Here is a 21,386-nt window from a genome sequence, read left to right as displayed (position 1 = left end):
GACCAGGTGAGCACCGAGTTCCCGCCGGTTGAACCGCCGGACGAGACCGTTCTGCGCGAGGCCGAGGCCCGGCACGCGGTGCTGACCAAGCCGGTCGGCTCCCTCGGACGGCTCGAAGAGCTGGGCAACTGGATCGCCGCGTGCCAGGGCACCGTGCCGCCGAAGCCGTTCGTGCGGCCGCGCGTGGTCGTGTTCGCGGGCGACCACGGCATCACCGCGCAGGGCGTGTCGGCGTTCCCGAGCGAGGTGACCGGCCAGATGGTCGCGAACTTCCTGACCGGTGGTGCCGCGGTGAACGTGCTCGCGCAGGTCGCGGGCGCCACCGTGCGCGTGGTCGACATGGCCGTCGACGCGGACACCCCGGCCGCGGTCAGCCAGCACAAGGTGCGGCGCTCGTCCGGGTCGATCGACCGCGAGGACGCGCTCACCCGTGAGCAGTGCGAACTCGCGATCGCGGCCGGCCGCGCGCTCGCCGACGAGGAGGTCGACGCGGGCGCCGACGTGCTCGTCGCCGGCGACATGGGCATCGGCAACACGACGCCCGCCGCCGTGCTGATCGCGTCGCTGACCGGGTCGGAGCCCGTCGCGGTCGTCGGGCGCGGCACCGGCATCGACGACCAGGCGTGGATGCGCAAGACGGCGGCGATCCGGGACGCGCTGCGCCGGGCCCGCCTGGTGATCAGCGACCCGATCGCGTTGCTCGCCACGGCTGGTGGCGCCGACATCGCCGCGATGGCCGGGTTCCTCGCGCAGGCCGCCGTGCGCAAGACCCCTGTCGTACTCGACGGCGTCGTCGTCGGTGCGGCCGCTGTCGTCGCCGAGGAGATGGCGCCGGGTGCGCGCGAGTGGTGGGTGGCCGGGCACCAGTCGGCCGAGCCCGCGCACGCGATCGCGCTCGGGCACCTGAACCTGAAGCCGCTGCTGGAGTTCGAGATGCGGCTCGGCGAGGGGTCCGGTGCCGTGGCGGCGCTGCCGTTGCTGATCTCGGCGGTGAAGGTGCTCGCGGAGATGGCGACGTTCGAGAGCGCCGGCGTGACGAACCGGGAAGACACGACCGCGGAGAACACGGCCCAAGAAAATACGGCGGGGTGAAGCTCGCGTTCTCCTGGCTGACCGTCCTGCCGCTCCGGGTCGACGACGTCGATCGCAAGGCGGCAGGACGGGCCATCGCCACCACGCCCGTCGTCGGCGTCGTGCTCGGCGCGTTCGTCGTCGGCGTGCTGGAACTGCTCGCGATGTCCGATGTATCGGCGCTCGTGGCCGGGTTCCTGGTCGTCGGCGTCGTCGCCCTCGCAACGCGCGGCATGCACCTCGACGGGCTGGCCGACGTCGCCGACGGGCTCGGTTGCTACGGGCCGCCGGAGCGTGCGCTGAAGGTCATGAAGGACGGCGGCGCGGGACCGTTCGGCGTCGTCTCGCTGATCGTGGTGCTGGGTGCGCAGGCCGCGGCGCTCCCCCACGCTCACTGGGGTGTCGTGCTGCTCGCATTCGCTACGAGCCGGGCGGCGTTCGGGATCTGCTGCATGCGCGGCGTGCCCGCGGCACGGCCTGAGGGGCTTGGTGCGCTCGTGGCCGGCACACAGCACCCGTTGCTGGTCATCGGTACGTGGGTGGTGCTCGCTGCTGCGGCGGTTCCGCTCGGGTGGCGTGCGGTCGTCGCCGTCGTCGTCGCGTTCGCGCTCGTGTGGCTGCTGGTGAAGCACACCGGAAAGCGTTTCGGCGGCATCACCGGTGATGTGCTCGGTGCTGCCGCCGAAATCGCGCTTCTGGCCGTGCTGGTGATCGCCTAGGAACGAAGCGTCGTCATCCAGCCGTGGGTGTCGGCGACGTGGCCGTGCTGGAGGCCGGTCAGGCGCTCGCGCAGCTTCATCGTCACCGCGCCGGTGCCGCCGTCGGCGATGTCGAACTCGCCACCGGCGTGCTTGACGTGGCCGACCGGCGTGATGACCGCCGCCGTGCCACAGGCGAAGACCTCGGTGAGCTCACCGGAGGCGTTGGCCTTCTCCCACTCGTCGGTCGAGATGCGGCGCTCCTCCACGGACAGGCCGAGGTCGGCGGCCAGCGCCAGCAACGAGTTCCGGGTGATGCCGGGCAGCAGCGTGCCGGTCAGCTCGGGCGTGACCACCTTGTCCCCGAAGACGAAGAACAGGTTCATGCCGCCCATCTCCTCGACCCAGCGGCGTTCCACCGCGTCGAGCCAGACGACCTGGTCGCAGCCCTTCTCGGCGGCCTGCGCCTGCGCCACGAGGGACGCGGCGTAGTTGCCCGCGAACTTGGCCGCGCCGGTGCCACCGGGGGCCGCGCGGACGTACTCGGTCGAGAGCCACACGCTCACGGGACGGACGCCGCCCGCGAAGTAGGAGCCGGCGGGAGAGGCGATCAGCACGTAGAGGTACTCGGACGCGGGTCGCACGCCGAGGCCCTTCTCCGTGGAGATCATGAACGGCCGCAGGTAGAGGGACTCCTCCTCGGCCGAGGGCACCCAGCGGTCGTCGACCGCGAGGATCTGCCGCACGGACTCCAGGAAGAGCTCGTCGGGAAGTTCGGGCATCGCCATGCGGCGGGCCGAGGCGCGGAAGCGCTCGGCGTTGGCCTCAGGGCGGAAGGACGCGATCGAACCGTCGGGCTGCCGGTAGGCCTTGAGCCCTTCGAAGATCGCCTGGCCGTAGTGCAGCACCATTGCCGCGGGGTCCAGTGCGAGGGTGGAGTACGGGCCGACTTCAGCGTCGTGCCAGCCCTTCTCGCGGTTCCAGCGGATCGTCACCATGTGGTCGGTGAAGTGCTGCCCGAAGCCCGGCTTGGCAAGTACCTCCGCTACGCGCTCCGGGGTCGCCGGGTGCGGGTGGGGAGTCCGGGTGAAAGGCAACTCGCTCGTCATGGGAGCACGGTAACCCGCAGGTGGGGATACGGAAAATCGTCTTCCCAAAACTCGGACGTCCTACTAGTTGAAGCTCGATAGAGTCCCCGGCCATGACCGAGCCGCAACGATCTTCAACGGGTGCCGACGTCCGCACCGTCTTACAGGCAGCACTGCTCGTTCTGGGCACCGGGATGACGCTTCTCGACGGCTGGGTGATCGGGGGTGTCGGTGGTGTGGTCGGCGCCGTGTTCGCCGCCGCGATCTTCCTGGCCTGTTACGGGGCGATCGCCAAGGAGAAGCCGTCCAGCAACGGCCGCGTCATCGGGCTTGCGGTGTGCGTTGCCGTGACGCTGCTCGTTTTCCTCTCAGTGACGCTGTAAGCCCGACAAGCCCCGTGCCCACGCCCAGGCCCGCGATCGAGATGAGCATCGCGGGCACCGGCAGGCTCATGGCCAGCAGCACCGAGAGCCCGAGCCCGAGACAGGCCGTGCGCATGGGCCACGTGCGGTCGTTCTGCAGCAGCACCCGGGCCGACGCGTTCGTGAAGGCGTAGTAGAACAACGTCCCGCAGGCCGCCACGCCCAGCGCCAGCCCCAGCGGCATCAGCACGACGGCGAGCGCGGAAGCGACGACCACGACGAGTGACAGCGCGCCGGGCCTGAGGCGGGTCGGCAGGTCGCCGTCCTCGGCCAGCCCGGTCAGCGTGCGATGCGCGGACGCGAGGACGAAGTGCAACGCGGCCACACCGGCCACCGCCGCGGCGATCTGCACCAGCGGCACCAGCGCGGCCGAGTCCGCCGCGACGAGCGCGTCCCGCAGCGGAGCCGGTGACAACGCGAGGCGCGCGCTGCCGAGCTGACGGAGCAGGCCCGCGCCCACGGCCAGGTAGACGGCGAACGACAGTCCGATCAGGACCGGGATCGCGATCTTCAGCGCGGCCGCCGAGTGCGGCTGCTCGCCGCGGTTCGGTGCGGTGATGCGTTCGAAGCCGGCGAACGCCATGAACATCAGACCGGCGACGCCGACGAGCTCGTTGACGGTGCCCGCCTCCCCCGCCGACGGCACGGGCGCGATCGAGAAACTCGCCGCGACGACCAGCGCCAGCACGCCGAGCACGACCACCGACACCAGCACGCTGACACCGGTGGTGAAGCGGAATCCGGCCGCGCCGAGCAGCGCCGTCGCGACGACGAGGGCCAGCGCGCCGATCATCGGCTGGTCGGGCACCACGTACGCGCCGAACATCAGCGCGACGGCCGCGGCCATGGCGCATCGGCCCAGCAGGTGCGCACTCGCTGTCATCCTTGCGGGCCACACGCCGAGCTGCGCGCGCACGTATCCGTAACCGCCGCCGATGTCCGGATAGGCACGGGACTGGTCAGCGGTCGAGAAGGCCGAGCACAGCGCGGCGAGCGCGGAGATGGCCAGCGCCGGGAGCACCCACCAGCCCGCAAGGCTTGCTGCGGGGGCGAATCCGGCGAAGACCCCCGCTCCGAGCACCGCGGGCAGACCGAGCGCGACCGTCGTGACGATCTCGCGAGGCGTGTGGGTCACGGGTACACGTTCTCAGATGCGGCATCCGGCCGTAACCACCCGGTCGACTGATGCGTGAAACGGGCGACTCGCCACTGTGCGCAACTGTCAACGTCACGGATTGCGGCGATCGTGGCGGGGCTGGGCATTAGTGGGACAGTCCGACCTTTAGCATGAGTCACGATTCCGAGCCACCCTCGCACGCACAACCCTGGAGCAGCACGTGACAGCCCCGAAGCTGGCCCTCACCGAGGGCGACCTGAGCACCACCGCCGCGGACGCAGTCGTCGTGGGCACCCTGCAGGGTGCGGACGGTCTGGAGCTCGCACCCGGTGCCGAAGCTGTCGCCGCCGCGTTCGACGGCGCGCTGCTCGACGTGCTCGGCACGCTGCGCGCGTCCGGCAAGGCGGACGAGCTGGTGAAGGTGCCGACGTTCGGCAAGATCGCCGCTCCGCTCGTGCTGGCCGTCGGCCTCGGCAAGACCGCGGGCGAGGAGCAGGTGCGCCGGGCGTCCGGTGTCGCCGCCCGCGCACTGGGCGGCAAGAAGCGCGCGATCAACACGCTCGCCGCACTGCACGTCGGTGCCGCCGCCGAGGGCACGCTGCTCGGCGCCTACTCGTTCACCGAGTACAAGTCCGACAAGGGCGAGGGCCCGGTCGCGAAGGTCGACCTGCACGCCGCCGGTTCCAAGGAGAACAAGGCCGCGCTGAAGGCCGCCGTCGCGATCGCCGAGTCCGTCGCCATCGCGCGTGACTTCATCAACACGCCGCCGAACGACCTCTACCCCGCCTCGTTCGCCGCCCGCGCGGAGAAGCTCGCCACCGCCGCCGGTCTCGACGTCGAGGTCCTCGACGAGAAGGCCCTCAAGAAGCAGGGCTTCGGCGGCATCCTGGGCGTCGGAGTGGGTTCGACGCGCCAGCCGCGCCTCGTGCGCATCTCGTACAAGGGCACGAAGGCCGTCAAGAAGGTCGCCCTGGTCGGCAAGGGCATCACGTTCGACACCGGCGGCATCTCGATCAAGCCGGCCGCGGGCATGGACGAGATGACCTCGGACATGTCGGGTGCCGCCGCGATCGTCGCCACGATGGTGCTCGCCGCGAAGCTCAAGTACCCGCTGGAGATCATCGCGACGATCCCGATGGCGGAGAACATGCCGTCCGGTGACGCGTACCGCCCCGGCGACGTGCTGACCATGTACGGCGGCAAGACCGTCGAGGTGCTCAACACCGACGCCGAGGGCCGCCTGATCCTGTCCGACGCCATCGTGCGCGCGTGCGAGGACGGCCCGGACTACCTGATCGAGACCGCGACGCTGACCGGCGCGCAGGTCGTGGCCCTGGGCAAGCGCACCTCGGGCGTCATGGGCTCGGACGAGTTCCGCGACCGCGTGGCCGCCATCGGCACCGCCGTCGGCGAGTCGGCGTGGCCGATGCCGCTGCCCGAGGAGCTGCGCGCGGACCTCGACTCGCGCCTGGCGGACCTCGCGAACGTCACCGGGCACCGGTGGGGCGGCATGCTCGCGGCCGGTCTGTTCCTGCGCGAGTTCGTGGCCGAGGGCGTGCAGTGGGCGCACATCGACATCGCCGGCCCGGCGTTCCACACGGGTGGCCCGTACGGCTACACCTCGAAGGGCGGCACCGGTGTTCCGGTGCGGACCATCGCGGCCGTGCTGGCGGACATCGCGGCCAACGGCTGAGTCCTGCTCTTCACTGAACGGGCGGAGATCCTTCGGGGACTCCGCCCGTTCCGCGTCTCAGGGCCACGGGAGCACGGTCAGCTCCGGCCATTGGGCACGCCACCTGGACGTTTTGGTCTCGTAGACGTGGCGGGGAGCCAGTACGGGGTTGGGGCGCACGACGAGGTTGAACACGTCCGCGAGGCCGTGCGGCGCGTAGACCCGCCACCGCCCGTCAGGCTCTGATCGGACGCCGACACAACACGTCGTGGCGGCGAACGAGTCGATGGCCGCTTCCGTCGAGTCGTGGGGCGGGCAGGGCACCCCGAACTTCTCCTCGTACCAGAGGTGGACGCGCGCCTCGTTGCGGATCTCGACGGTCGCGGGCACGCCGGCGAACCGCTCGCGACCGGCCTGGATCACGGCGTCCTCGGCTTCCCAGGACAGGTCGGACGCGTCGAAGTAGAACAGGTCGTAGTCGAGGACGCCCTCGGTAGCGGGCCTGCCGGTCACGACGTTCCACACCGTCTGGAACAGGCACCCCGCCGTCAGGTACCAGCCCGGCAGACGCAGTTCGGCCGCTCCGGCGAGGACCTCGGTCAGCACCTCGTTGTGCCCGAGGACGTCCCGCAACGCCTCGACCTGTTCGTCGACGGGCAACCGGCCGAGTCTCATCCCGGTCCCAAGTAGACGATCATGGTGCACAAAGGAGCGTTCACCCCAATTCCTTGTTCTGCCGAGGGAATGAGCGTCGAAATCCAGTCCGATGTGGACTGTTGCCGACAGGCCCGAAGTGAGAGGAGAATTTCCGCATGGGGACGCATCAGTACGAGGCCGACGTCGTTTGGACCGGGAACACCGGAAGCGGGACCTCCGGGTACAAGTCCTACGAGCGCGCGCACGAGATCCGGATCGAGGGCAAGGAGACGATCCTCGGGTCGTCCGACCCGTCGTTCCGGGGTGACCGCAGCCGCTACAACCCCGAGGAACTGCTGGTCGCGTCGCTCTCGCAGTGCCACATGCTCTGGTACCTGCACCTGGCGTCGACCAACGGCGTCGTCGTGACCGGTTACCGCGACCACGCGACCGGCACCATGGCCGAGCACCCGGACGGGTCCGGCCGGTTCACCGAGGTGCTGCTCAACCCCGTCGTGACCGTCGCGGACCCCGCCACCAGGGAAACGGCGCAGGCGTTGCACGAGAAAGCGCACTCGCTGTGCTTCATCGCGGCGAGCGTCAATTTTCCCGTGCGGCACGAACCGACCGTGGAGATCTAAAGATCGCCCGAGGCTTTTTTGCGCGCCGTGTAGTCGCGCATGCGCTTCGGGTAACCCACGATGCCCGCGTCGTAGATCGGCATGCCGAGTTTGCGCGCGAACGACCTCGCGGCGTCCGGCGACGCGACCCGGCGGCGGGTCCACTCCCCGTCGTGAGCGACCAGGACCACAGTGGTTTCGGTCACCGTGGTCTTCGGCTCCACATAGGCCTCGACGCCGTGACGGCTCTTCGTCCACTGTTCGAGATGACTCGTGTCCTGGCCGGAGGCGGTACGTAGCACACCTGGGCGTGGCTTCCTGCGGAAACGATCGAACAGCCCCATCGAGCACCTCCTGTGCTTCCCTCCACCATGGTGCCAGGTAAGGGTGTTATGAGTAGGTGAATGATCAGGATCGGGCATGGTGTCCCATGCCGGATCACCACGCTCCGGCAACTAGTGACAAGATGGCCGAGTACCTCGCGCGCACCCGCGCGTAGTAAGTAATCCCGAGGAGATCCGAAGTGACTTCGCCGGAACTGGAGTCGGCCACCAACGCCGATCTCGTCATCCTCGGCGGTGGTTCAGGTGGCTACGCCTGCGCGTTCCGCGCGGCAGAGCTCGGCCTGTCCGTCGTCCTGGTCGAGAAGGACAAGCTGGGTGGCACCTGCCTGCATCGCGGTTGCATCCCGACCAAGGCGCTGCTGCACGCGGCCGAGGTCGCGGACAACGCTCGCGAGGGCGACCAGTTCGGCGTGAAGAGCTCGCTCGAGGGCATCGACATCGCCGGCGTCAACTCGTACAAGGACGGCGTGATCTCGCGGCTCTACAAGGGTCTGCAGGGTCTCGCGAAGGCCAACAAGGTCACCTTCGTCGAGGGCGCGGGCACGTTCGTCGGCCCGAACACCGTCGAGGTGAACGGCCAGCGCTACACGGGCCGCAACGTGGTCCTCGCGACCGGTTCGTACGCCCGCAGCCTGCCCGGTCTGGAGATCGGCGGCCGGGTCATCACCAGCGACCAGGCGCTCAACCTGGACTTCATCCCGGAGAAGGTCGTCGTCCTCGGTGGCGGCGTCATCGGCGTGGAGTTCGCGAGCGTGTGGCGTTCGTTCGGCGCCGAGGTGACCATCGTCGAGGCCCTGCCCCGCCTGGTCCCGGCCGAGGACGAGTACGCGTCCAAGCAGCTGGAGCGCGCGTTCCGCAAGCGCGGCATCAAGTTCAAGACCGGCGTGAAGTTCACCGGCGCCACCCAGTCCGACTCGGGCGTGTCGATCACGCTGGAGAACGGCGACGTCCTCGACGCCGACCTGCTGCTCGTCGCGGTCGGCCGCGGCCCGAACAGCGCGGGTCACGGCTACGAGGAGGCCGGCGTCCAGATCGACCGCGGCTTCGTCGTCACCGACGAGCGCCTGCGCACGAACCTGCCGAACGTCTACGCCGTCGGCGACATCGTGCCCGGCCTGCAGCTCGCGCACCGCGGGTTCCAGCAGGGCATCTTCGTGGCCGAGGAGATCGCGGGCCAGAACCCGAAGGTGATCGACGAGGCGGGCATCCCCCGCGTCACCTACTGCAAGCCCGAGGTCGCCTCCGTCGGTCTCTCCGAGGCCGCCGCGAAGGAGAAGTACGGCTCCGCCGAGGTCTTCATCTACGACCTCGCGGGCAACGGCAAGAGCCAGATCCTCAAGACCGCCGGTGGCGTGAAGCTCGTCAAGGCCCCCGACGGCCCGGTCGTCGGGATCACCATGGTCGGCGAGCGCGTCGGCGAACTCATCGGTGAAGCACAGCTGATCTACAGCTGGGAGGCTTACCCGGAGGACGTGGCTCCGCTGATCCACGCCCACCCGACCCAGACTGAAGCCCTCGGCGAGGCCTTCCTCGCCCTGGCCGGCAAGCCGCTGCACGTGCACGGCTGACCGTTCCCCACACAAAGTCAGCCACACGAGAGCACGAGGAGTCAGCGAACAATGGCCTTCTCCGTCCAGATGCCCGCACTCGGTGAGAGCGTCACCGAGGGCACGGTCACCCGGTGGTTGAAGCAAGAAGGCGACCGGGTCGAGGTGGACGAGCCGTTGCTCGAGGTGTCCACCGACAAGGTCGACACCGAGATCCCGTCCCCGGCGGCCGGCGTCCTGCAGAAGATCGTCGCGCAGGAGGACGACACCGTCGAGGTCGGCGGTGAGCTCGCGGTCATCGGTGACGGCGACGCCGCACCGTCCGAGCCCGCGCCCGCCCCGGCCCAGGAGTCCGCTCCCGAGCCGCAGCAGACGCAGCCGTCCGCGCCGCAGCCGTCCGAGGAGGCCCAGGAAGCTCCGGCTCCCGCGGCCCCCGCCCAGTCCAGCGGTCCGGCCGAGGGCACCGACGTCACGATGCCCGCGCTCGGCGAGTCCGTCACCGAGGGCACCGTCACCCGCTGGCTCAAGCAGGTCGGCGACAGCGTCGAGGTCGACGAGCCGCTGCTCGAGGTCTCGACCGACAAGGTCGACACCGAGATCCCGTCGCCGGTCGCGGGCACGTTGCTCGAGATCAGCGCGGGTGAGGACGAGACCGTCGAGGTCGGCGGCAAGCTCGCCGTCATCGGTTCGGGCAGCCCGGCTCCGGCCGCCGCTCCCGCGCAGGAGCCCAAGCCCGAGCCGAAGCAGGAGTCCGCTCCGGCACCGGCTCCGAAGCAGGAGTCCGCACCTGCTCCGCAGCAGGCCGCTCCCGCGCAGCAGCCGGCTCCGGCCGCTCCGGCTCCGCAGTCCACTTCGGACGACGCGAACGGCACGCCGTACGTCACTCCGCTCGTGCGCAAGCTCGCGTCGGAGAACGGCATCGACCTGGGCTCGCTCAAGGGCACCGGCGTCGGTGGCCGCATCCGCAAGCAGGACGTGCTGGCCGCCGTCGAGGCCAAGAAGGCCCCGGCTCCCGCGCCCGCCGCCGCTGCTCCGGCTGCCGCTCCCGCCTCCCGCACCTCGGCTCCGGCCCCGGTCGACAACTCGGGCAAGCGCGGCACCGTGCAGAAGCTCCCGCGCCTGCGTCAGATCGTCGCGCAGCGCACGCGTGAGTCACTGCAGATGTCGGCCCAGCTCACCCAGGTGTTCGAGGTCGACGTGACCAAGATCGCCCGGCTGCGCAACCAGGCCAAGAAGGCGTTCGAGGCTCGTGAGGGCGCGAAGCTCACGTTCCTGCCGTTCTTCGCCAAGGCCGCCATCGAGGCCCTCAAGGCCCACCCGGTGCTCAACGCGTCGATCGACGAGGAGCGCAAGGAGGTCACCTACCACGGTGCCGAGCACCTCGGTCTGGCGATCGACACGGAGCGCGGCCTGCTCAACGCCGTGATCCACAACGCCGGTGATCTGAACCTGTCGGGCATCGCCCACAAGATCGGTGACCTGGCGGCGCGCGCCCGCTCGAACAAGCTCACGCCGGACGAGCTCACGGGTGGCACGTTCTCGCTGACCAACCTCGGCAGCAACGGCGCGCTCTTCGACACCCCGATCATCCAGCAGCCGCAGGTCGGCATCCTGGGCGTCGGCGTCGTCAAGAAGCGCGCGGTCGTCATGACCGACGAGGACGGCAACGACACCATCGCGATCCGCTCGATGATGTACCTCGCGCTCACCTACGACCACCGCCTGGTCGACGGTGCCGACGCGGGCCGCTTCCTCACGACGGTCAAGAACCGTCTCGAGGAGGGCGCGTTCGAGGCCGACCTCGGTCTCTGAACGCGGAGCAGCACTGATATCCGATATATTGGATATCGACTGATCGTGTGACCTGAAGGCCACCCCGGTTTGCCGGGGTGGCCTTCGGCACATCCTGGGTCAGTTGTGCCAAGTGTGGCTGTGCACGCGGTGCGTGAGTGGGGAACGATCTATCTATGCGAGTCGTCATCGCGGGATCGTCGGGCTTGATCGGAACGAGCCTGGTGGCGTCCATGCGCGCCGCCGGCCACGAGGTGCTGCGGCTGGTGCGCCGCAAAGCCGCCGCACCCGACGAACGCGGCTGGGACCCGTACGCCGGGCGCATCGACGACGGGACGTTCGACGGCGTCGACGCCGTCATCAACCTGTGCGGCGCGGGCATCGCCGACAAGCGGTGGGACGACGCGCGCAAGCAGGTGCTGCACGACAGCCGGGTCGTGCCGGCCGAGGTGTTGTCGGCGGCCTGCGTCGAGCACGGGGTGCCGGCGCTGGTGAGCTCGTCGGGCGCCCACTTCTACGGCGACACCGAGTCGCGCCTCGCGGACGAGGAAGCGCCGGGCGGCCACACCTTCATGTCGCGGCTGACCCAGGACTGGGAGGCGGCGACGTCCGTGGCGCAGGAAGGCGGTGTGCGGGTCGTGCTCATGCGCACCGCTGTCGTCATCTCTCCCTCGGGCGGTGTGTTCGGCCGGTTGAAGCCGGTGTTCCAGTTCTTCCTGGGCGGCAAGCTCGGCAGTGGCGAGCAGTACTTCCCGTGGGTGTCGCTGGACGACGTCGTGTCCGCCTACCGGTTCGTCGTCGAGCACGACGAGATCCGCGGGCCGGTGAACGTCGCGGGCCCGGCTCCGGTGACGAACGCCGAGTTCACCAAGGCGGTCGCGACGGCGCTGAGCCGGCCGGCGCCGTGGACGGTGCCGGCGTTCGCGCTCAAGACGTTGCTCGGCGGTGAGATGGCGCAGGAGCTGCTGCTCAGCGGTCCGGGCCTGACGCCGAAGACGTTGGAGCGGCACGGGTTCCACTTCCTGCACCCCACGCTGCCGGCGGCCCTGAACGCGGCGGTCGCATGACGCGTGCGGTGGCGGCGGTGCTGGTCATCTCGTGGATCCTGCTGGGACTTCCCGAGGTGACCGGGCTCGACGTGTGGGTGCACGACGAACTGCCGCGACCCGAGTGGCTGCGCACGACGGCGTTCGCGGTGAGCCTGGTGATGGGACCGACGATCGGCTGGGCGTTCGCGGCGGTGTTGTTCGTGCTGGCCTGGCGGCGGCGGGACCCGCGGTTGTGGAAGGCCCTGGCGTTGCACGGGCTGTGCTGCGCGACCTTGCTGACGCGGTTCCTGTTCGACCGCGTGCGGCCCGTCGAGTACCACCTGCCGAGCTACCCGAGCGGGCACACGGTGGCGGTCGCGTCGGTCGGTTTCACGATGGTCGTCCTCCTGAGGCGCGGTGTGCTGTGGGCGGTGCTCGCGGTGCTGGTGGCGGGGTTCGCGAGGATCGTCCTGGAGATGCACTGGGTCACCGACGTCGTCGGCGCCGTGCTGGGTGTGACCGGCGTCGGACTTTTGGCGGCCATGGTCCTGGGGTTGGTAACGTCGGGTCGTGAACTCGTGCCGGACCTCGTCAGACCCCGTCGTCATCCGTGAGCTGGGGCTCATCGACTACATGGCGGCGTGGGACCTCCAGAAGGAGATCGCGGAGGCGCGCGCGGCCAGCGGTGGTACCGGCACCGGCCCGGACACCCTCCTGCTGCTCGAACACCCGCCCGTCTACACCTGCGGCCGGCGCACCCTCGACGAGGAGCGCCCGCGCGGTGGCGACACCCCGGTCATCGACGTCGACCGCGGCGGCAAGATCACCTGGCACGGACCGGGCCAGCTGGTCGGCTACCCGATCGTCAAGCTCGCCGATCCGATCGACGTCGTGGAGTACGTGCGTCGCGTCGAGCAGGGCCTGATCGACGTGTGCGACCGGCTCGGCGTGCACACCGGCCGGATCGAGGGCCGCAGCGGCGTGTGGCTGCCCGCCGACGACCGCGGCCCGGAGCGCAAGGTCGCCGCCATCGGCATCCGCGTGCAGCGCGGAGTGACCATGCACGGCTTCGAGATCAACTGCAACGCGAGCCTCGACGCGTTCGGCGACATCATCCCGTGCGGCATCAAGGACGCGGGCGTCGCTTCCCTCTCGCACGAGCTGGGCCGCGACGTCACCGTCGCCGAGGTCCTGCCGCTCGCCCGTGACGCTGTGCTCGCGGCGCTCGACGGAACGCTCCCCCTGACGGACCGCACTTTGGCCCGCACTGGCCCCGTCGCTCCGGGTATCACCTTCGCTAGCATTCCGTAGCCCCGCGGCGGGAACCTGCGGGAATTCGGAGGAGGGTGCGTCGTGAGGTTGTCCCGACGCCAGTTGTTCACGGCTGCCGGCATAACGGCGCTGGCAGGTGGAATCAGTTCGAACGGAGCGGTGGCGGCGGCCGCTCCGGTGCGGACGTGGAGCGGTGAGATCCAGGTCAGCGACTGGGAGCAGTACTACCTCGGCCTGGACGGCGGAGCGCACCAGAAGGCACTGAGCGCATTGGGCATCGCACATCGCGATGGCGTCCGTGCCGACGAGCAGTACCTGATGGTGCCGGTCGAGTCCGTGCGGCGGGCCGCGCTGGAGTTCGGCGACCACGCGGCCGCCGACGTGGTGCGGGCCCGCTTCGGCCTCGACTCCCCGTCGATGCTCGGACGTGGGTTGAAGCTGGTGCTCGGGCAGGGCGGGCTGGAACAGCGCTACCTCGACGAGCCCGCGCTGCAGCTCCGGTACATCGGACATCGGCGGCGGTTCGCGAACTACGTCCTGCCGATGCCGTCAGCAGTTCGCAAAGCGCTCGCCTGATGTCCAGTACGCGACAGATCAGAGTTGGGGCGCCACGTCCGACGCGATCTCGGTGATGTGGTCGAGGTCGGACAGGTCCAGGACCTGCAGGTACACCCGCTGCGCACCGGTCGCGTCACGCCACGCGCCGATGCGGTCGACGACCTCGGCGGGAGTGCCGGCCAGACCGTTCTCCTTGAGCTCGCCGACCTCGCGGCCGATCGCGGCGGCACGGCGGGCGACGTCGGCGTCGGTGCGGCCGACGCACGCGACGAGCGCGACCGAGCGGATGATCTCCTTCGGGTCGCGGTCGATCTCCTCGCACGCGGCGTCGACGCGGGCGAACTGCTCGACGGCGGCGTCGATGCCGACGAACGGCAGGTTGAACTCGGTGGCGTAGGACGCGGCCAGGGCAGGGGTGCGCTTGGCGCCCATGCCGCCGATCAGCACCGGGACGCGCTCCTGCGCCGGCTTCGGCAGCGCGGGCGAGTCGGTGAGCGTGTAGTGCTTGCCCTCGAACGAGAAGGTGCCGCCGACCGGGGTCTCCCACAGGCCGGTGATGATCGCGACCTGCTCCTCGTAGCGGTCGAAGCGCTCCCCCAGCGGCGGGAACGGGATGCCGTACGCGCTGTGCTCGGCCTCGTACCACCCGGCGCCGATGCCGAACTCCACGCGGCCGCCCGACATCTGGTCGACCTGGGCGACGCTGATGGCCAGCGGTCCGGGGTGGCGGAACGTCGCGGCGGTCATCAGCGTGCCCAGGCGGATCGTGGACGTGTCGCGGGCCAGCCCGGCGAACGTGATCCACGGGTCGGTCGGGCCGGGCAGACCGTCGGCCGAGCCCATCTGGAGGTAGTGGTCGGAGCGGAAGAAGGCGCCGTAGCCGGCGTCCTCGGCCGTCCTGGCCACCCGGAGCAGGTCGTCGTAGCTCGCCCCCTGCTGGGGCTCGGTGAAGATGCGCAGTTCCACGAACCTGAATCTAGTCCGCGGAAAAGCGTGGTGCAGGCACGGCCGCCCCTTCGGAGGTGAACACCCCGCGCGCGACCAGGTGCGGATGTGAGGCCGCCTCCTCCAAGCTCAGCACCGGGGTCACACAGGCGTCGGACGACGCGAACACCTCCGACCACTCGTCGCGCGTGCGGGTCAGGAACGCCTCGGCGAACGTCTTGCGCAGCAACGGCCAGGAGTCCCGGTCCATCTGCTCGGGCAGATCCGCGGCGGTCAGGCCCAGACCGGCCAGCAGCAGGGCGTAGAACTGCGGCTCCAGCGATCCCACCGCGACGGACCGGCCGTCCGCGCACTCGTAGATCGAGTAGAACGGGCACCCGCCGTCGAGCAGGTTCGAGTCCGGCGCGTCCTCCCACACCGACTGCGCCTTCATCGACCAGATCATCTGCGCGAGCGACGCCACCCCGTCTACGATCGCCGCGTCGACGACCTGGCCGAGTCCGGTGCGCTGCCGTTCCCACAACGCCGCCAGCACGCCCAGCACCAGGTAGAGCGAGCCGCCGCCGAAGTCGCCGACCAGGTTGAGCGGCGGCTTGCCGATGGCGTGCAGCACCCCGGTGACCGACAGGTAGTTGATGTCGTGCCCGGCGCGCTGGGCCAGCGGACCGTCCTGGCCCCACCCGGTCATCCGCGCGTAGATCAGGCCGGGATTGACCGCCAGGCAGTCGGACGGCCCGAGCCCGAGCCGTTCCAGCACGCCGGGGCGGAAGCCCTCGATCACCACGTCGGCCGACGAGATCAGCGCCAGGACCGAGGACCGTCCCTCGGGGGATTTCAGGTCCGCGGACACCGAACGCCTGCCGCGCAACAGGAAGTCACGGGATGCGTCCGGCACCACGGACAGTCCGCCGGACGGACGTTCGACGCGCACGACCTCCGCGCCGAGGTCCGCCAGCAGCATCGCGCCGTGCGGGCCGGGGCCGATGCCGCCGAACTCGACGACCTTCAGCCCGCCGAGAGGCCCCATCAGGCTTCGGCGGAGGCTTCGAACGACAGGCGCGGGTTGAAGATCGCACCCGTGGACTCGGCCAGGCCGCGCATCGCCTTGGCGTGGTTGCCGAAGTCCGGGTGGGCCAGTGCCGCGCGCAGGGCGTCGGCGCTCTCCCACAACGCGATGTTGATGTACGACGCCGGGTCGTCCAGCTGCCGCGAGAGCGTGTACTTGATCAGGCCCGGCTGCTCGCGCAGGAACGCCGCCGTCTCGTCGAAGGCCTTCTCGAACTCCTCGGGGTCACCGGTGAGCGTGAAGCGGTTGAGGAAGGTGATCATGAGGTGGCTCCTCCAGAAACGGTGTCAGGCCAGTGGTGTGGCCCGGCGACCTTCTGGGCCACACCACTGAAAAACCATGCCCACCGCCTCTTGAGACGTGCTCAAGGAACGCCCGCCAAGCTCTGTTTCATGCGCATCATCGATCTGTCTTCCCACATTGACGCATCCGCGTACGAAGCGGACCCGGTGACGCACGAGGTGCTCACGGCCGCCCAGGGTGCCGAACACATGGCCGAGCAGCTCAAGGCGCGGCTCGGCATCGAGTTCGACGTCTCCGTGCTGCGGGACTCCGAGTTCCTGACGCTGGACCGGATCAGCCTGACCTCGCACACCGGAACGCACGTCGACGCGCCGTCGCACTACGGCTCGAAGACCACGTACGGCAACGGAATCCCGCGCCACATCGACGAGATGCCGCTGGAGTGGTTCCACAACCCCGGCGTGAAGCTCGACGTCCGCGGCCACGGCACCGGCGTCATCGGCGTGGAGGTGCTGGAGAAGGAGTTCGCCCGCATCGGCTACACGCCGAAGCCGATGGACATCGTCATCCTCGACACCGGCGCCGCCGAGCACGCGGGCACCCAGACCTACTTCACCGACTACACCGGACTCGACGGTCCCGCCACGAACTTCCTGCTGGACCTGGGAGTCAAGGTGATCGCCACCGACGCGTTCAGCCTCGACGCGCCGTTCCCGGACATCGTCAAGCGCTACCTGGCGACCAAGGACGAGAGCGTGCTGTGGCCCGCGCACTTCGCCGGCCGCGACCGCGAGTACTGCCAGATCGAGCGCCTCGCGAACCTGGAGGCGTTGCCGGACTTCGGGTTCACCGTCGTCGCGTTCCCCGTCAAGATCAAGGGCGCCGGCGCCGGTTGGACCCGCGCGGTCGCCCTGCTCGACGACTGGTGCTCAAGTGAGAGCTGAATCACCGTACTTACCTTCGCAGGTATGGAAAACAGCGATTGGCCACCGGAGAACGAAGACCACATCGTCCGCGGCATCGACTAGAAGCAGTTAAAGGGCCGCCCTCCAGGAGAGGGCGGCCCTTTTATATCGCCGAGTCACACCAGACGAGCACGGGCGGCGTCGACGGTGTCCGAGGAATCCAGCAACGGCAACACCTGCGAGGCACCGGACCGCACGGCCTTTGTGCGGCGCGCGAACGATGTCAGGGTCTGGCCGGGTCCGGCCTCCACCAGCAGCACGTCGTACATCGCCACGAGCTCGTTCAGCGCCGGTCCGAAGTAGACGGCGTCGGTGAGCTGACGCGTCCAGAACCGCGCGGACAGCGCGTCCTCCTCGGTCATCAGCTTGCCCGTGTAGCCGGAGTACAGCGGCATCCGCGGTGCGCGGGGCGAAGCACTCCACGACGCCAGCGCCTCGTCCACGGCGGGCTGCATCGCCGGGCTGTGGAACGGCGTCGACGCCGGCACCGTCACGACGATGTACTCGTCGGCCTCCAGCCGCGCCCGCACACGGGCCAGCGGCTCGTCGGACCCGGCCAGCATCGTCTGCCGCGCGGAGTTCACCGCGGCGATCGCGACATCGCCTTCCAGGTACGGCAGCAGATCCGCCTCGGAGGCAGCCGCGGCCAGCATGCCGCCGGACGGGATCGGCACGGCCGACAGCACCCGGTCCCGCACCAGGGAAACGGCTTCCTCCAACGAGAACACGCCCGCCAGCGTCGCCGCGACGACCTCACCGGCGGAGTGCCCGATCAGCGCCACCGGCTCGACGCCCCACGACAGGACGGTGCGTCCCAGCGCGTAGTCGACCGCGAACAGCAACGGCTGCGCGCGGGACACGTGGTCGATGTCGGCACCGGCGAGCCAGTCCTCGCAGGCGACCGAGCCGACCTCGCCGAACAGTTCGAACACCTCGTCGATCACCGAGGTGAACACGGCATCCGTGCCGTACAGGGACGCCGCCATCCGCGGGTACTGCGATCCCTGGCCCGGAAACATCAGTGCTACGTCCACAACACGCCTCCAGAAACGGCTCAAGGCCGTGAAGGGAACACCTTCACGGCCTTGAGGCATGACATCACCTGTATTCGCGGACCACCATGGCGGAGTTGTAGCCGCCCTTGCCGCGACCGAGCACCAGAGCGGCCTTGATCTTGCCGTGCCGCGCCTCGTTCATCACGAGGTCGAGCTCGTACTCCGGTACGAGGTTCTCGACGTTGACGGTCGGCGGGATCGCGCTCCAGTAGATGGAGAGGATCGCCGACGCCACGTCCAGGGAGCCACCACCGGCGAACAGGCGCCCGGTCATGGTCTTCGGCGCCGTCACCGGCACGCCGTACGGCCCGAAGATGCCCTTGATCGCCTCGGCCTCGGCCTTGTCGAGCTCGGGGATGCCCGCCGCGTCGGCGAACACCACGTCGATCTCCGAGGCGTCCATGCCGGCGTCGCGCAGCGCCAGCTCGGCCGCCCGCTTCAGACCCGGTTCCCGTGACGGCATCTTCGAGTCGAACGTCGCGGCGTACCCGACGATCTCGCCGTAGATCCTCGTACCGGGACGCCCGGCCGCCGACTCCGGCGTCTCGACGACCATGATCGCGCCGCCCTCGCCCGCGACGTACCCGGAGGCGTCGCGGTCGAACGGCAGGTACGCGCGCTTCGGGTTGTTGTTGCGGGACAGGCAACCCGAGGCCTGGTGCGCCACCCACGCCCACGGGCAGAGCGACGAGTCCATGCCGCCCGTGAGGGCGAGCTGGACACCCTTGCGCAGCTGGCGCCGGGCGTGACCGATGGAGTCGATGCCACCGGCCTGCTCGGACACCACCACCGCGCCGGGACCGCGCGTGCCGTGGCGGATGGAGATCTGGCCCGTGTTGACCGCGTAGAACCACGCGAACGACTGGTACGCCGAGACGTACTCCGGGCCCTGGTGCCACAGCTTCTGCAGTTCGCGCTGCCCGAACTCGTACCCACCGGCCGTCGCCGCGGTGATCACCGCGATGTCGGTGTCGGGGATGTCGTTCGGCTGCACACCCGCACCACGCAACGCCCAGTCCGTGCCGACGAGTGTCAGCCGCGTCATGTGGTCCGTCTGCGGCAGCAGGCGACCCTGCAGGTGCCGCCCTGCCTCGAAGCCAGGCACCTCACCGGCGATCTTCGCCCAGTAGTTGGCGCTGTCGAACCGGGTGATCGGCTTGATCGCCGCCTCCCCGTGCAGGGTCGCCCGCCAGTACGCGGTCGGCCCCAAACCGTTGGGAGACGCGATGCCGATTCCCGTCACCACTGCCCGAGTCACCGGCCTGCCCCTTCCACCTTTTTGAGCACCATGGCGCTCTGGAATCCACCGAAACCACTGCCCACGGTCAGGAGGGTGTCGACCTTCTTCTCCCGCGCCACCAGTGGCGTGTAGTCGAGGTCGCACTCGGGGTCCTGCTCGTGGAGGTTCGCCGTCGGCGGGATGAGGTCCTGCTCGAACGCCAGCAGCGAGCCGACGATCTCCAGCGAACCGATCGCGCCCAGCGAGTGCCCGATCATCGACTTGAAGCCGGAGACCGGGGTCTTGTAGGCGTGCGCACCGAGGCTGCGCTTGAACGCCGCCGTCTCGTGCAGGTCGTTCTGCTTGGTGCCCGACCCGTGCGCGTTGATGTAACCGACGTCCGTGGCATCCGCACGCGCCTGCTTCAGCGCGATGTTGATGGCGTCGGACATCTCGATGCCCTCGGGGTGCAGGCCCGTCATGTGGTAGGCGTTGCACCGCGAGGCGAAGCCGGCGACCTCACCGTAGATGTGGGCACCGCGAGCGCGGGCGTGCTCCAGCTCCTCGAGCACGATGATCGCGCAACCCTCGCCCAGCACCAGGCCGTCGCGGGTCTTGTCGAACGGCCGGCACGCCGTTGTGGGGTCGTCGTTGCGGGTGCTCGACGCACGGATCACGTCGAAGCAGACCACGGTGATCGGGGAGAGCGGGGCCTCGGTGCCGCCGGTGACGACGACGTCCGCGGAGCCCTCCATGATCAGCTCGGCGGCGTAACCGACCGAGTCGAGACCCGAGGTGCAGCCCGTGGAGACCACGGAGACCGGTCCTTCGGCGCCCACCGTCCACGCCAGCTCCGTCGCCATCGAGGACGGCGTGAAGTAGTCGTAGAGGTGCGGGACGGCGTAGGACTGGTCGACCTCCCAGTACTTGCCCCGGTCGGAGCCGACGATGAACTCGCGCTCCAGCGAGGTCGTGCAACCGACCGCGGTGCCGAGCGAGACACCGATGCGGCCGGGGTCGAGCTGGTCGAACTCGATGCCGGAGTCGGACATCGCCTCACGACCCGCGACGACCGCGAACTGCGCGGCCCGGTCGAGACGGCGGATCTCCTGCGGCGTCAGGCCTTCGCGCACTGGATCGAAATCTGCTTCCCCCGCCATGCGGGAGCGGTACGGAGACGCGTCGAAGTGCGTGATGTTGCGAGTCGCCGTACGCCCTTCGGACAGCAGTTTCCAATACGCCTTCGTTCCGATGCCACCAGGTGCGACCACGCCCACCCCGGTGATGACGGCGCGACGACTCATCGGACACCTCCAATCGCCTTCTGTGCGGACACGGTCTGCTCCAATCTCGGACAGGGCACGGGAGCGATACCTGTCTCTGCCGAATGAACCGATGGTGAATCGGTCCGATCGAGGCCACCTCGAACGACGGCGTAGGACCCCTGTACGAGTCCGGCCCCCGCATCGGCGGCGAACAGCTGCTTCGCGGCCGTTCCTCCGTCGTCGTGACATCCAAATCCAAGGGGCACACCGGTTTCCGCGACCGACTCGACGATCTCGCCGATCTGGTCCGGCCACAGCTTGCCCGCTGTGTCGTGCAGCAACACGGTTTCCGCCCCAGCCTCCGCGGCTGTCAGCACGACCTCCAAAGCGTGTTCGGGGTCGATCAGCCAGCCGTCGAAGAAGTCCCGCGCCTCGACGATCACTCGTCTTTCGGCGCGCACGAGTTGACGCACGGCCTCCCGGACCACCGAGATGCCGTGCCCTTGGACAACTATTGCCACCGCGGGGGTTTCCGCGGCCATCAGTGCGTCGAGGTCCTCCGCACCGCCTGAAGCGATGAGGGTGGCGACCCGCAACCGGAGTTCGATCGCCGCCCGGTGGTAGAACGACCGGGCGGGCCTGCCTCCGTCGACGAACGCGACTCCGAGCGCGTCGAGGCGCCGCGCCGCGACCAGTCTGTCCGAGATGGACAGGCTGGTGCGACGCAGCGAGATGTCGTAGAGCATCATCTGAGAACCCCTCGC

At 69.5% G+C, this 21,386-nt stretch carries 23 protein-coding genes; 12 read left to right on the top strand and 11 right to left on the bottom strand.

From position 1 onward, the window contains the following. Window positions 1-6 precede the first annotated feature (6 nt). Together cobT and cobS are read left to right on the top strand one after the other, a co-directional pair. Complete coding sequence (gene cobT, locus SK571_RS12660) at window positions 7-1,092, top strand: nicotinate-nucleotide--dimethylbenzimidazole phosphoribosyltransferase (protein WP_319984230.1); 1,086 nt, start codon at window positions 7-9, stop codon at window positions 1,090-1,092. Then, window positions 1,089-1,790, top strand: coding sequence for an adenosylcobinamide-GDP ribazoletransferase (gene cobS, locus SK571_RS12655; RefSeq protein ID WP_319984229.1), 702 nt, complete (start codon window positions 1,089-1,091; stop codon window positions 1,788-1,790). The genes cobT and cobS overlap by 4 nt, the downstream gene beginning before the upstream one ends. On the opposite strand, the gene SK571_RS12650 is transcribed toward cobS, so the two are convergent. After that, window positions 1,787-2,878 (bottom strand): branched-chain amino acid aminotransferase, encoded by a 1,092-nt coding sequence (locus tag SK571_RS12650; protein ID WP_319984228.1) that lies wholly within the window; start codon window positions 2,876-2,878, stop codon window positions 1,787-1,789. The genes cobS and SK571_RS12650 overlap by 4 nt on opposite strands. Window positions 2,879-2,970: 92 nt before the next feature. On the opposite strand from SK571_RS12650, the gene SK571_RS12645 reads away from it, so the two are divergent. Beyond that, window positions 2,971-3,240, top strand: coding sequence for a hypothetical protein (locus SK571_RS12645; RefSeq protein ID WP_319984227.1), 270 nt, complete (start codon window positions 2,971-2,973; stop codon window positions 3,238-3,240). Here SK571_RS12645 and SK571_RS12640 read toward each other — a convergent pair. Beyond that, on the bottom strand, window positions 3,179-4,414 hold the full coding sequence (locus SK571_RS12640; protein WP_319984226.1) for an APC family permease: 1,236 nt from the start codon (window positions 4,412-4,414) through the stop codon (window positions 3,179-3,181). The genes SK571_RS12645 and SK571_RS12640 overlap by 62 nt on opposite strands. Before the next feature lie 202 nt (window positions 4,415-4,616). Between SK571_RS12640 and SK571_RS12635 the strand changes: the two genes are divergently transcribed. After that, the gene (locus SK571_RS12635; protein WP_319984225.1) at window positions 4,617-6,089 is read left to right on the top strand and encodes a leucyl aminopeptidase; all 1,473 of its coding nucleotides are present in this window, start codon (window positions 4,617-4,619) and stop codon (window positions 6,087-6,089) included. A 57-nt stretch (window positions 6,090-6,146) separates the two neighbouring features. On the opposite strand, the gene SK571_RS12630 is transcribed toward SK571_RS12635, so the two are convergent. Next, window positions 6,147-6,728, bottom strand: coding sequence for a nucleotidyltransferase family protein (locus SK571_RS12630; RefSeq protein ID WP_319984224.1), 582 nt, complete (start codon window positions 6,726-6,728; stop codon window positions 6,147-6,149). A gap of 152 nt (window positions 6,729-6,880) precedes the next feature. Between SK571_RS12630 and SK571_RS12625 the strand changes: the two genes are divergently transcribed. Next, the gene (locus SK571_RS12625; protein WP_319984223.1) at window positions 6,881-7,345 is read left to right on the top strand and encodes an OsmC family protein; all 465 of its coding nucleotides are present in this window, start codon (window positions 6,881-6,883) and stop codon (window positions 7,343-7,345) included. On the opposite strand, the gene SK571_RS12620 is transcribed toward SK571_RS12625, so the two are convergent. Next, window positions 7,342-7,668 (bottom strand): oxidoreductase, encoded by a 327-nt coding sequence (locus SK571_RS12620; RefSeq protein ID WP_030474592.1) that lies wholly within the window; start codon window positions 7,666-7,668, stop codon window positions 7,342-7,344. The two genes, SK571_RS12625 and SK571_RS12620, sit on opposite strands and share 4 nt — an antisense overlap. A gap of 179 nt (window positions 7,669-7,847) precedes the next feature. On the opposite strand from SK571_RS12620, the gene lpdA reads away from it, so the two are divergent. From lpdA to SK571_RS12590, 6 genes are all read left to right on the top strand, one after another. Then, the gene (gene lpdA, locus SK571_RS12615; protein ID WP_319984222.1) at window positions 7,848-9,236 is read left to right on the top strand and encodes a dihydrolipoyl dehydrogenase; all 1,389 of its coding nucleotides are present in this window, start codon (window positions 7,848-7,850) and stop codon (window positions 9,234-9,236) included. Window positions 9,237-9,287: 51 nt separating this feature from the next. Beyond that, window positions 9,288-11,027 carry a 2-oxoglutarate dehydrogenase, E2 component, dihydrolipoamide succinyltransferase gene (gene sucB, locus SK571_RS12610; protein ID WP_319984221.1) on the top strand — a complete coding sequence of 580 codons (1,740 nt, stop codon included), beginning with the start codon at window positions 9,288-9,290 and terminating at the stop codon, window positions 11,025-11,027. A 155-nt stretch (window positions 11,028-11,182) separates the two neighbouring features. Next, the gene (locus SK571_RS12605) at window positions 11,183-12,073 is read left to right on the top strand and encodes a TIGR01777 family oxidoreductase (RefSeq protein WP_319984220.1); all 891 of its coding nucleotides are present in this window, start codon (window positions 11,183-11,185) and stop codon (window positions 12,071-12,073) included. After that, window positions 12,070-12,648 carry a phosphatase PAP2 family protein gene (locus SK571_RS12600; RefSeq protein WP_319984219.1) on the top strand — a complete coding sequence of 193 codons (579 nt, stop codon included), beginning with the start codon at window positions 12,070-12,072 and terminating at the stop codon, window positions 12,646-12,648. Before SK571_RS12605 ends, SK571_RS12600 begins: the two co-directional genes overlap by 4 nt. Further along, the gene (gene lipB / locus SK571_RS12595; protein WP_319984218.1) at window positions 12,605-13,345 is read left to right on the top strand and encodes a lipoyl(octanoyl) transferase LipB; all 741 of its coding nucleotides are present in this window, start codon (window positions 12,605-12,607) and stop codon (window positions 13,343-13,345) included. Before SK571_RS12600 ends, lipB begins: the two co-directional genes overlap by 44 nt. Before the next feature lie 42 nt (window positions 13,346-13,387). After that, window positions 13,388-13,882 (top strand): hypothetical protein, encoded by a 495-nt coding sequence (locus tag SK571_RS12590; RefSeq protein ID WP_319984217.1) that lies wholly within the window; start codon window positions 13,388-13,390, stop codon window positions 13,880-13,882. Between the two features lie 18 nt (window positions 13,883-13,900). On the opposite strand, the gene SK571_RS12585 is transcribed toward SK571_RS12590, so the two are convergent. From SK571_RS12585 to SK571_RS12575, 3 genes are read right to left on the bottom strand one after another with little or no spacing between them, the layout of a single operon-like run. Next, entirely contained in the window at window positions 13,901-14,830 is a 930-nt protein-coding gene (locus SK571_RS12585; RefSeq protein ID WP_319984216.1) for an LLM class F420-dependent oxidoreductase, read from the bottom strand. A gap of 10 nt (window positions 14,831-14,840) precedes the next feature. Further along, the gene (locus SK571_RS12580; protein ID WP_319984465.1) at window positions 14,841-15,839 is read right to left on the bottom strand and encodes a CaiB/BaiF CoA transferase family protein; all 999 of its coding nucleotides are present in this window, start codon (window positions 15,837-15,839) and stop codon (window positions 14,841-14,843) included. Beyond that, window positions 15,836-16,138, bottom strand: coding sequence for an antibiotic biosynthesis monooxygenase family protein (locus SK571_RS12575; RefSeq protein WP_319984215.1), 303 nt, complete (start codon window positions 16,136-16,138; stop codon window positions 15,836-15,838). The genes SK571_RS12580 and SK571_RS12575 overlap by 4 nt, the downstream gene beginning before the upstream one ends. 129 nt (window positions 16,139-16,267) lie before the next feature. Between SK571_RS12575 and SK571_RS12570 the strand changes: the two genes are divergently transcribed. Then, a complete protein-coding gene (locus SK571_RS12570; protein WP_319984214.1) occupies window positions 16,268-17,062 on the top strand; it encodes a cyclase family protein in 795 nt (264 codons plus the stop codon). A gap of 137 nt (window positions 17,063-17,199) precedes the next feature. Here the strand turns inward: SK571_RS12570 and SK571_RS12565 are convergent, their stop codons facing one another. The 4 genes from SK571_RS12565 to SK571_RS12550 form a co-directional block, all read right to left on the bottom strand. Then, window positions 17,200-18,117 carry an acyltransferase domain-containing protein gene (locus SK571_RS12565; RefSeq protein ID WP_319984213.1) on the bottom strand — a complete coding sequence of 306 codons (918 nt, stop codon included), beginning with the start codon at window positions 18,115-18,117 and terminating at the stop codon, window positions 17,200-17,202. Between the two features lie 64 nt (window positions 18,118-18,181). After that, entirely contained in the window at window positions 18,182-19,396 is a 1,215-nt protein-coding gene (locus SK571_RS12560; RefSeq protein ID WP_030474580.1) for a ketosynthase chain-length factor, read from the bottom strand. Continuing rightward, complete coding sequence (locus SK571_RS12555; RefSeq protein ID WP_030474579.1) at window positions 19,393-20,661, bottom strand: beta-ketoacyl-[acyl-carrier-protein] synthase family protein; 1,269 nt, start codon at window positions 20,659-20,661, stop codon at window positions 19,393-19,395. Before SK571_RS12555 ends, SK571_RS12560 begins: the two co-directional genes overlap by 4 nt. Then, on the bottom strand, window positions 20,658-21,371 hold the full coding sequence (locus SK571_RS12550; protein WP_319984212.1) for a beta/alpha barrel domain-containing protein: 714 nt from the start codon (window positions 21,369-21,371) through the stop codon (window positions 20,658-20,660). The genes SK571_RS12555 and SK571_RS12550 overlap by 4 nt, the downstream gene beginning before the upstream one ends. Window positions 21,372-21,386: the final 15 nt, after the last annotated feature.

Origin of the sequence: Lentzea kristufekii (assembly GCF_033949925.1) — a bacterium.
GTDB lineage: Bacteria > Actinomycetota > Actinomycetes > Mycobacteriales > Pseudonocardiaceae > Lentzea > Lentzea kristufekii.
This window is presented reverse-complemented; position numbering and strand designations above follow the sequence as displayed.

Bases quoted from the DNA above. Each gene is read 5' to 3' on its own strand.
- SK571_RS12650 (WP_319984228.1), bottom strand. From the start codon at position 2,878: ATGACGAGCGAGTTGCCTTTCACCCGGACTCCCCACCCGCACCCGGCG.
- SK571_RS12645 (WP_319984227.1), top strand. From the start codon at position 2,971: ATGACCGAGCCGCAACGATCTTCAACGGGTGCCGACGTCCGCACCGTC.
- SK571_RS12625 (WP_319984223.1), top strand. From the start codon at position 6,881: ATGGGGACGCATCAGTACGAGGCCGACGTCGTTTGGACCGGGAACACC.
- SK571_RS12620 (WP_030474592.1), bottom strand. From the start codon at position 7,668: ATGGGGCTGTTCGATCGTTTCCGCAGGAAGCCACGCCCAGGTGTGCTA.
- sucB (WP_319984221.1), top strand. From the start codon at position 9,288: ATGGCCTTCTCCGTCCAGATGCCCGCACTCGGTGAGAGCGTCACCGAG.
- SK571_RS12605 (WP_319984220.1), top strand. From the start codon at position 11,183: ATGCGAGTCGTCATCGCGGGATCGTCGGGCTTGATCGGAACGAGCCTG.
- SK571_RS12600 (WP_319984219.1), top strand. From the start codon at position 12,070: ATGACGCGTGCGGTGGCGGCGGTGCTGGTCATCTCGTGGATCCTGCTG.
- SK571_RS12575 (WP_319984215.1), bottom strand. From the start codon at position 16,138: ATGATCACCTTCCTCAACCGCTTCACGCTCACCGGTGACCCCGAGGAG.
- SK571_RS12570 (WP_319984214.1), top strand. From the start codon at position 16,268: ATGCGCATCATCGATCTGTCTTCCCACATTGACGCATCCGCGTACGAA.
- SK571_RS12555 (WP_030474579.1), bottom strand. From the start codon at position 20,661: ATGAGTCGTCGCGCCGTCATCACCGGGGTGGGCGTGGTCGCACCTGGT.
- SK571_RS12550 (WP_319984212.1), bottom strand. From the start codon at position 21,371: ATGATGCTCTACGACATCTCGCTGCGTCGCACCAGCCTGTCCATCTCG.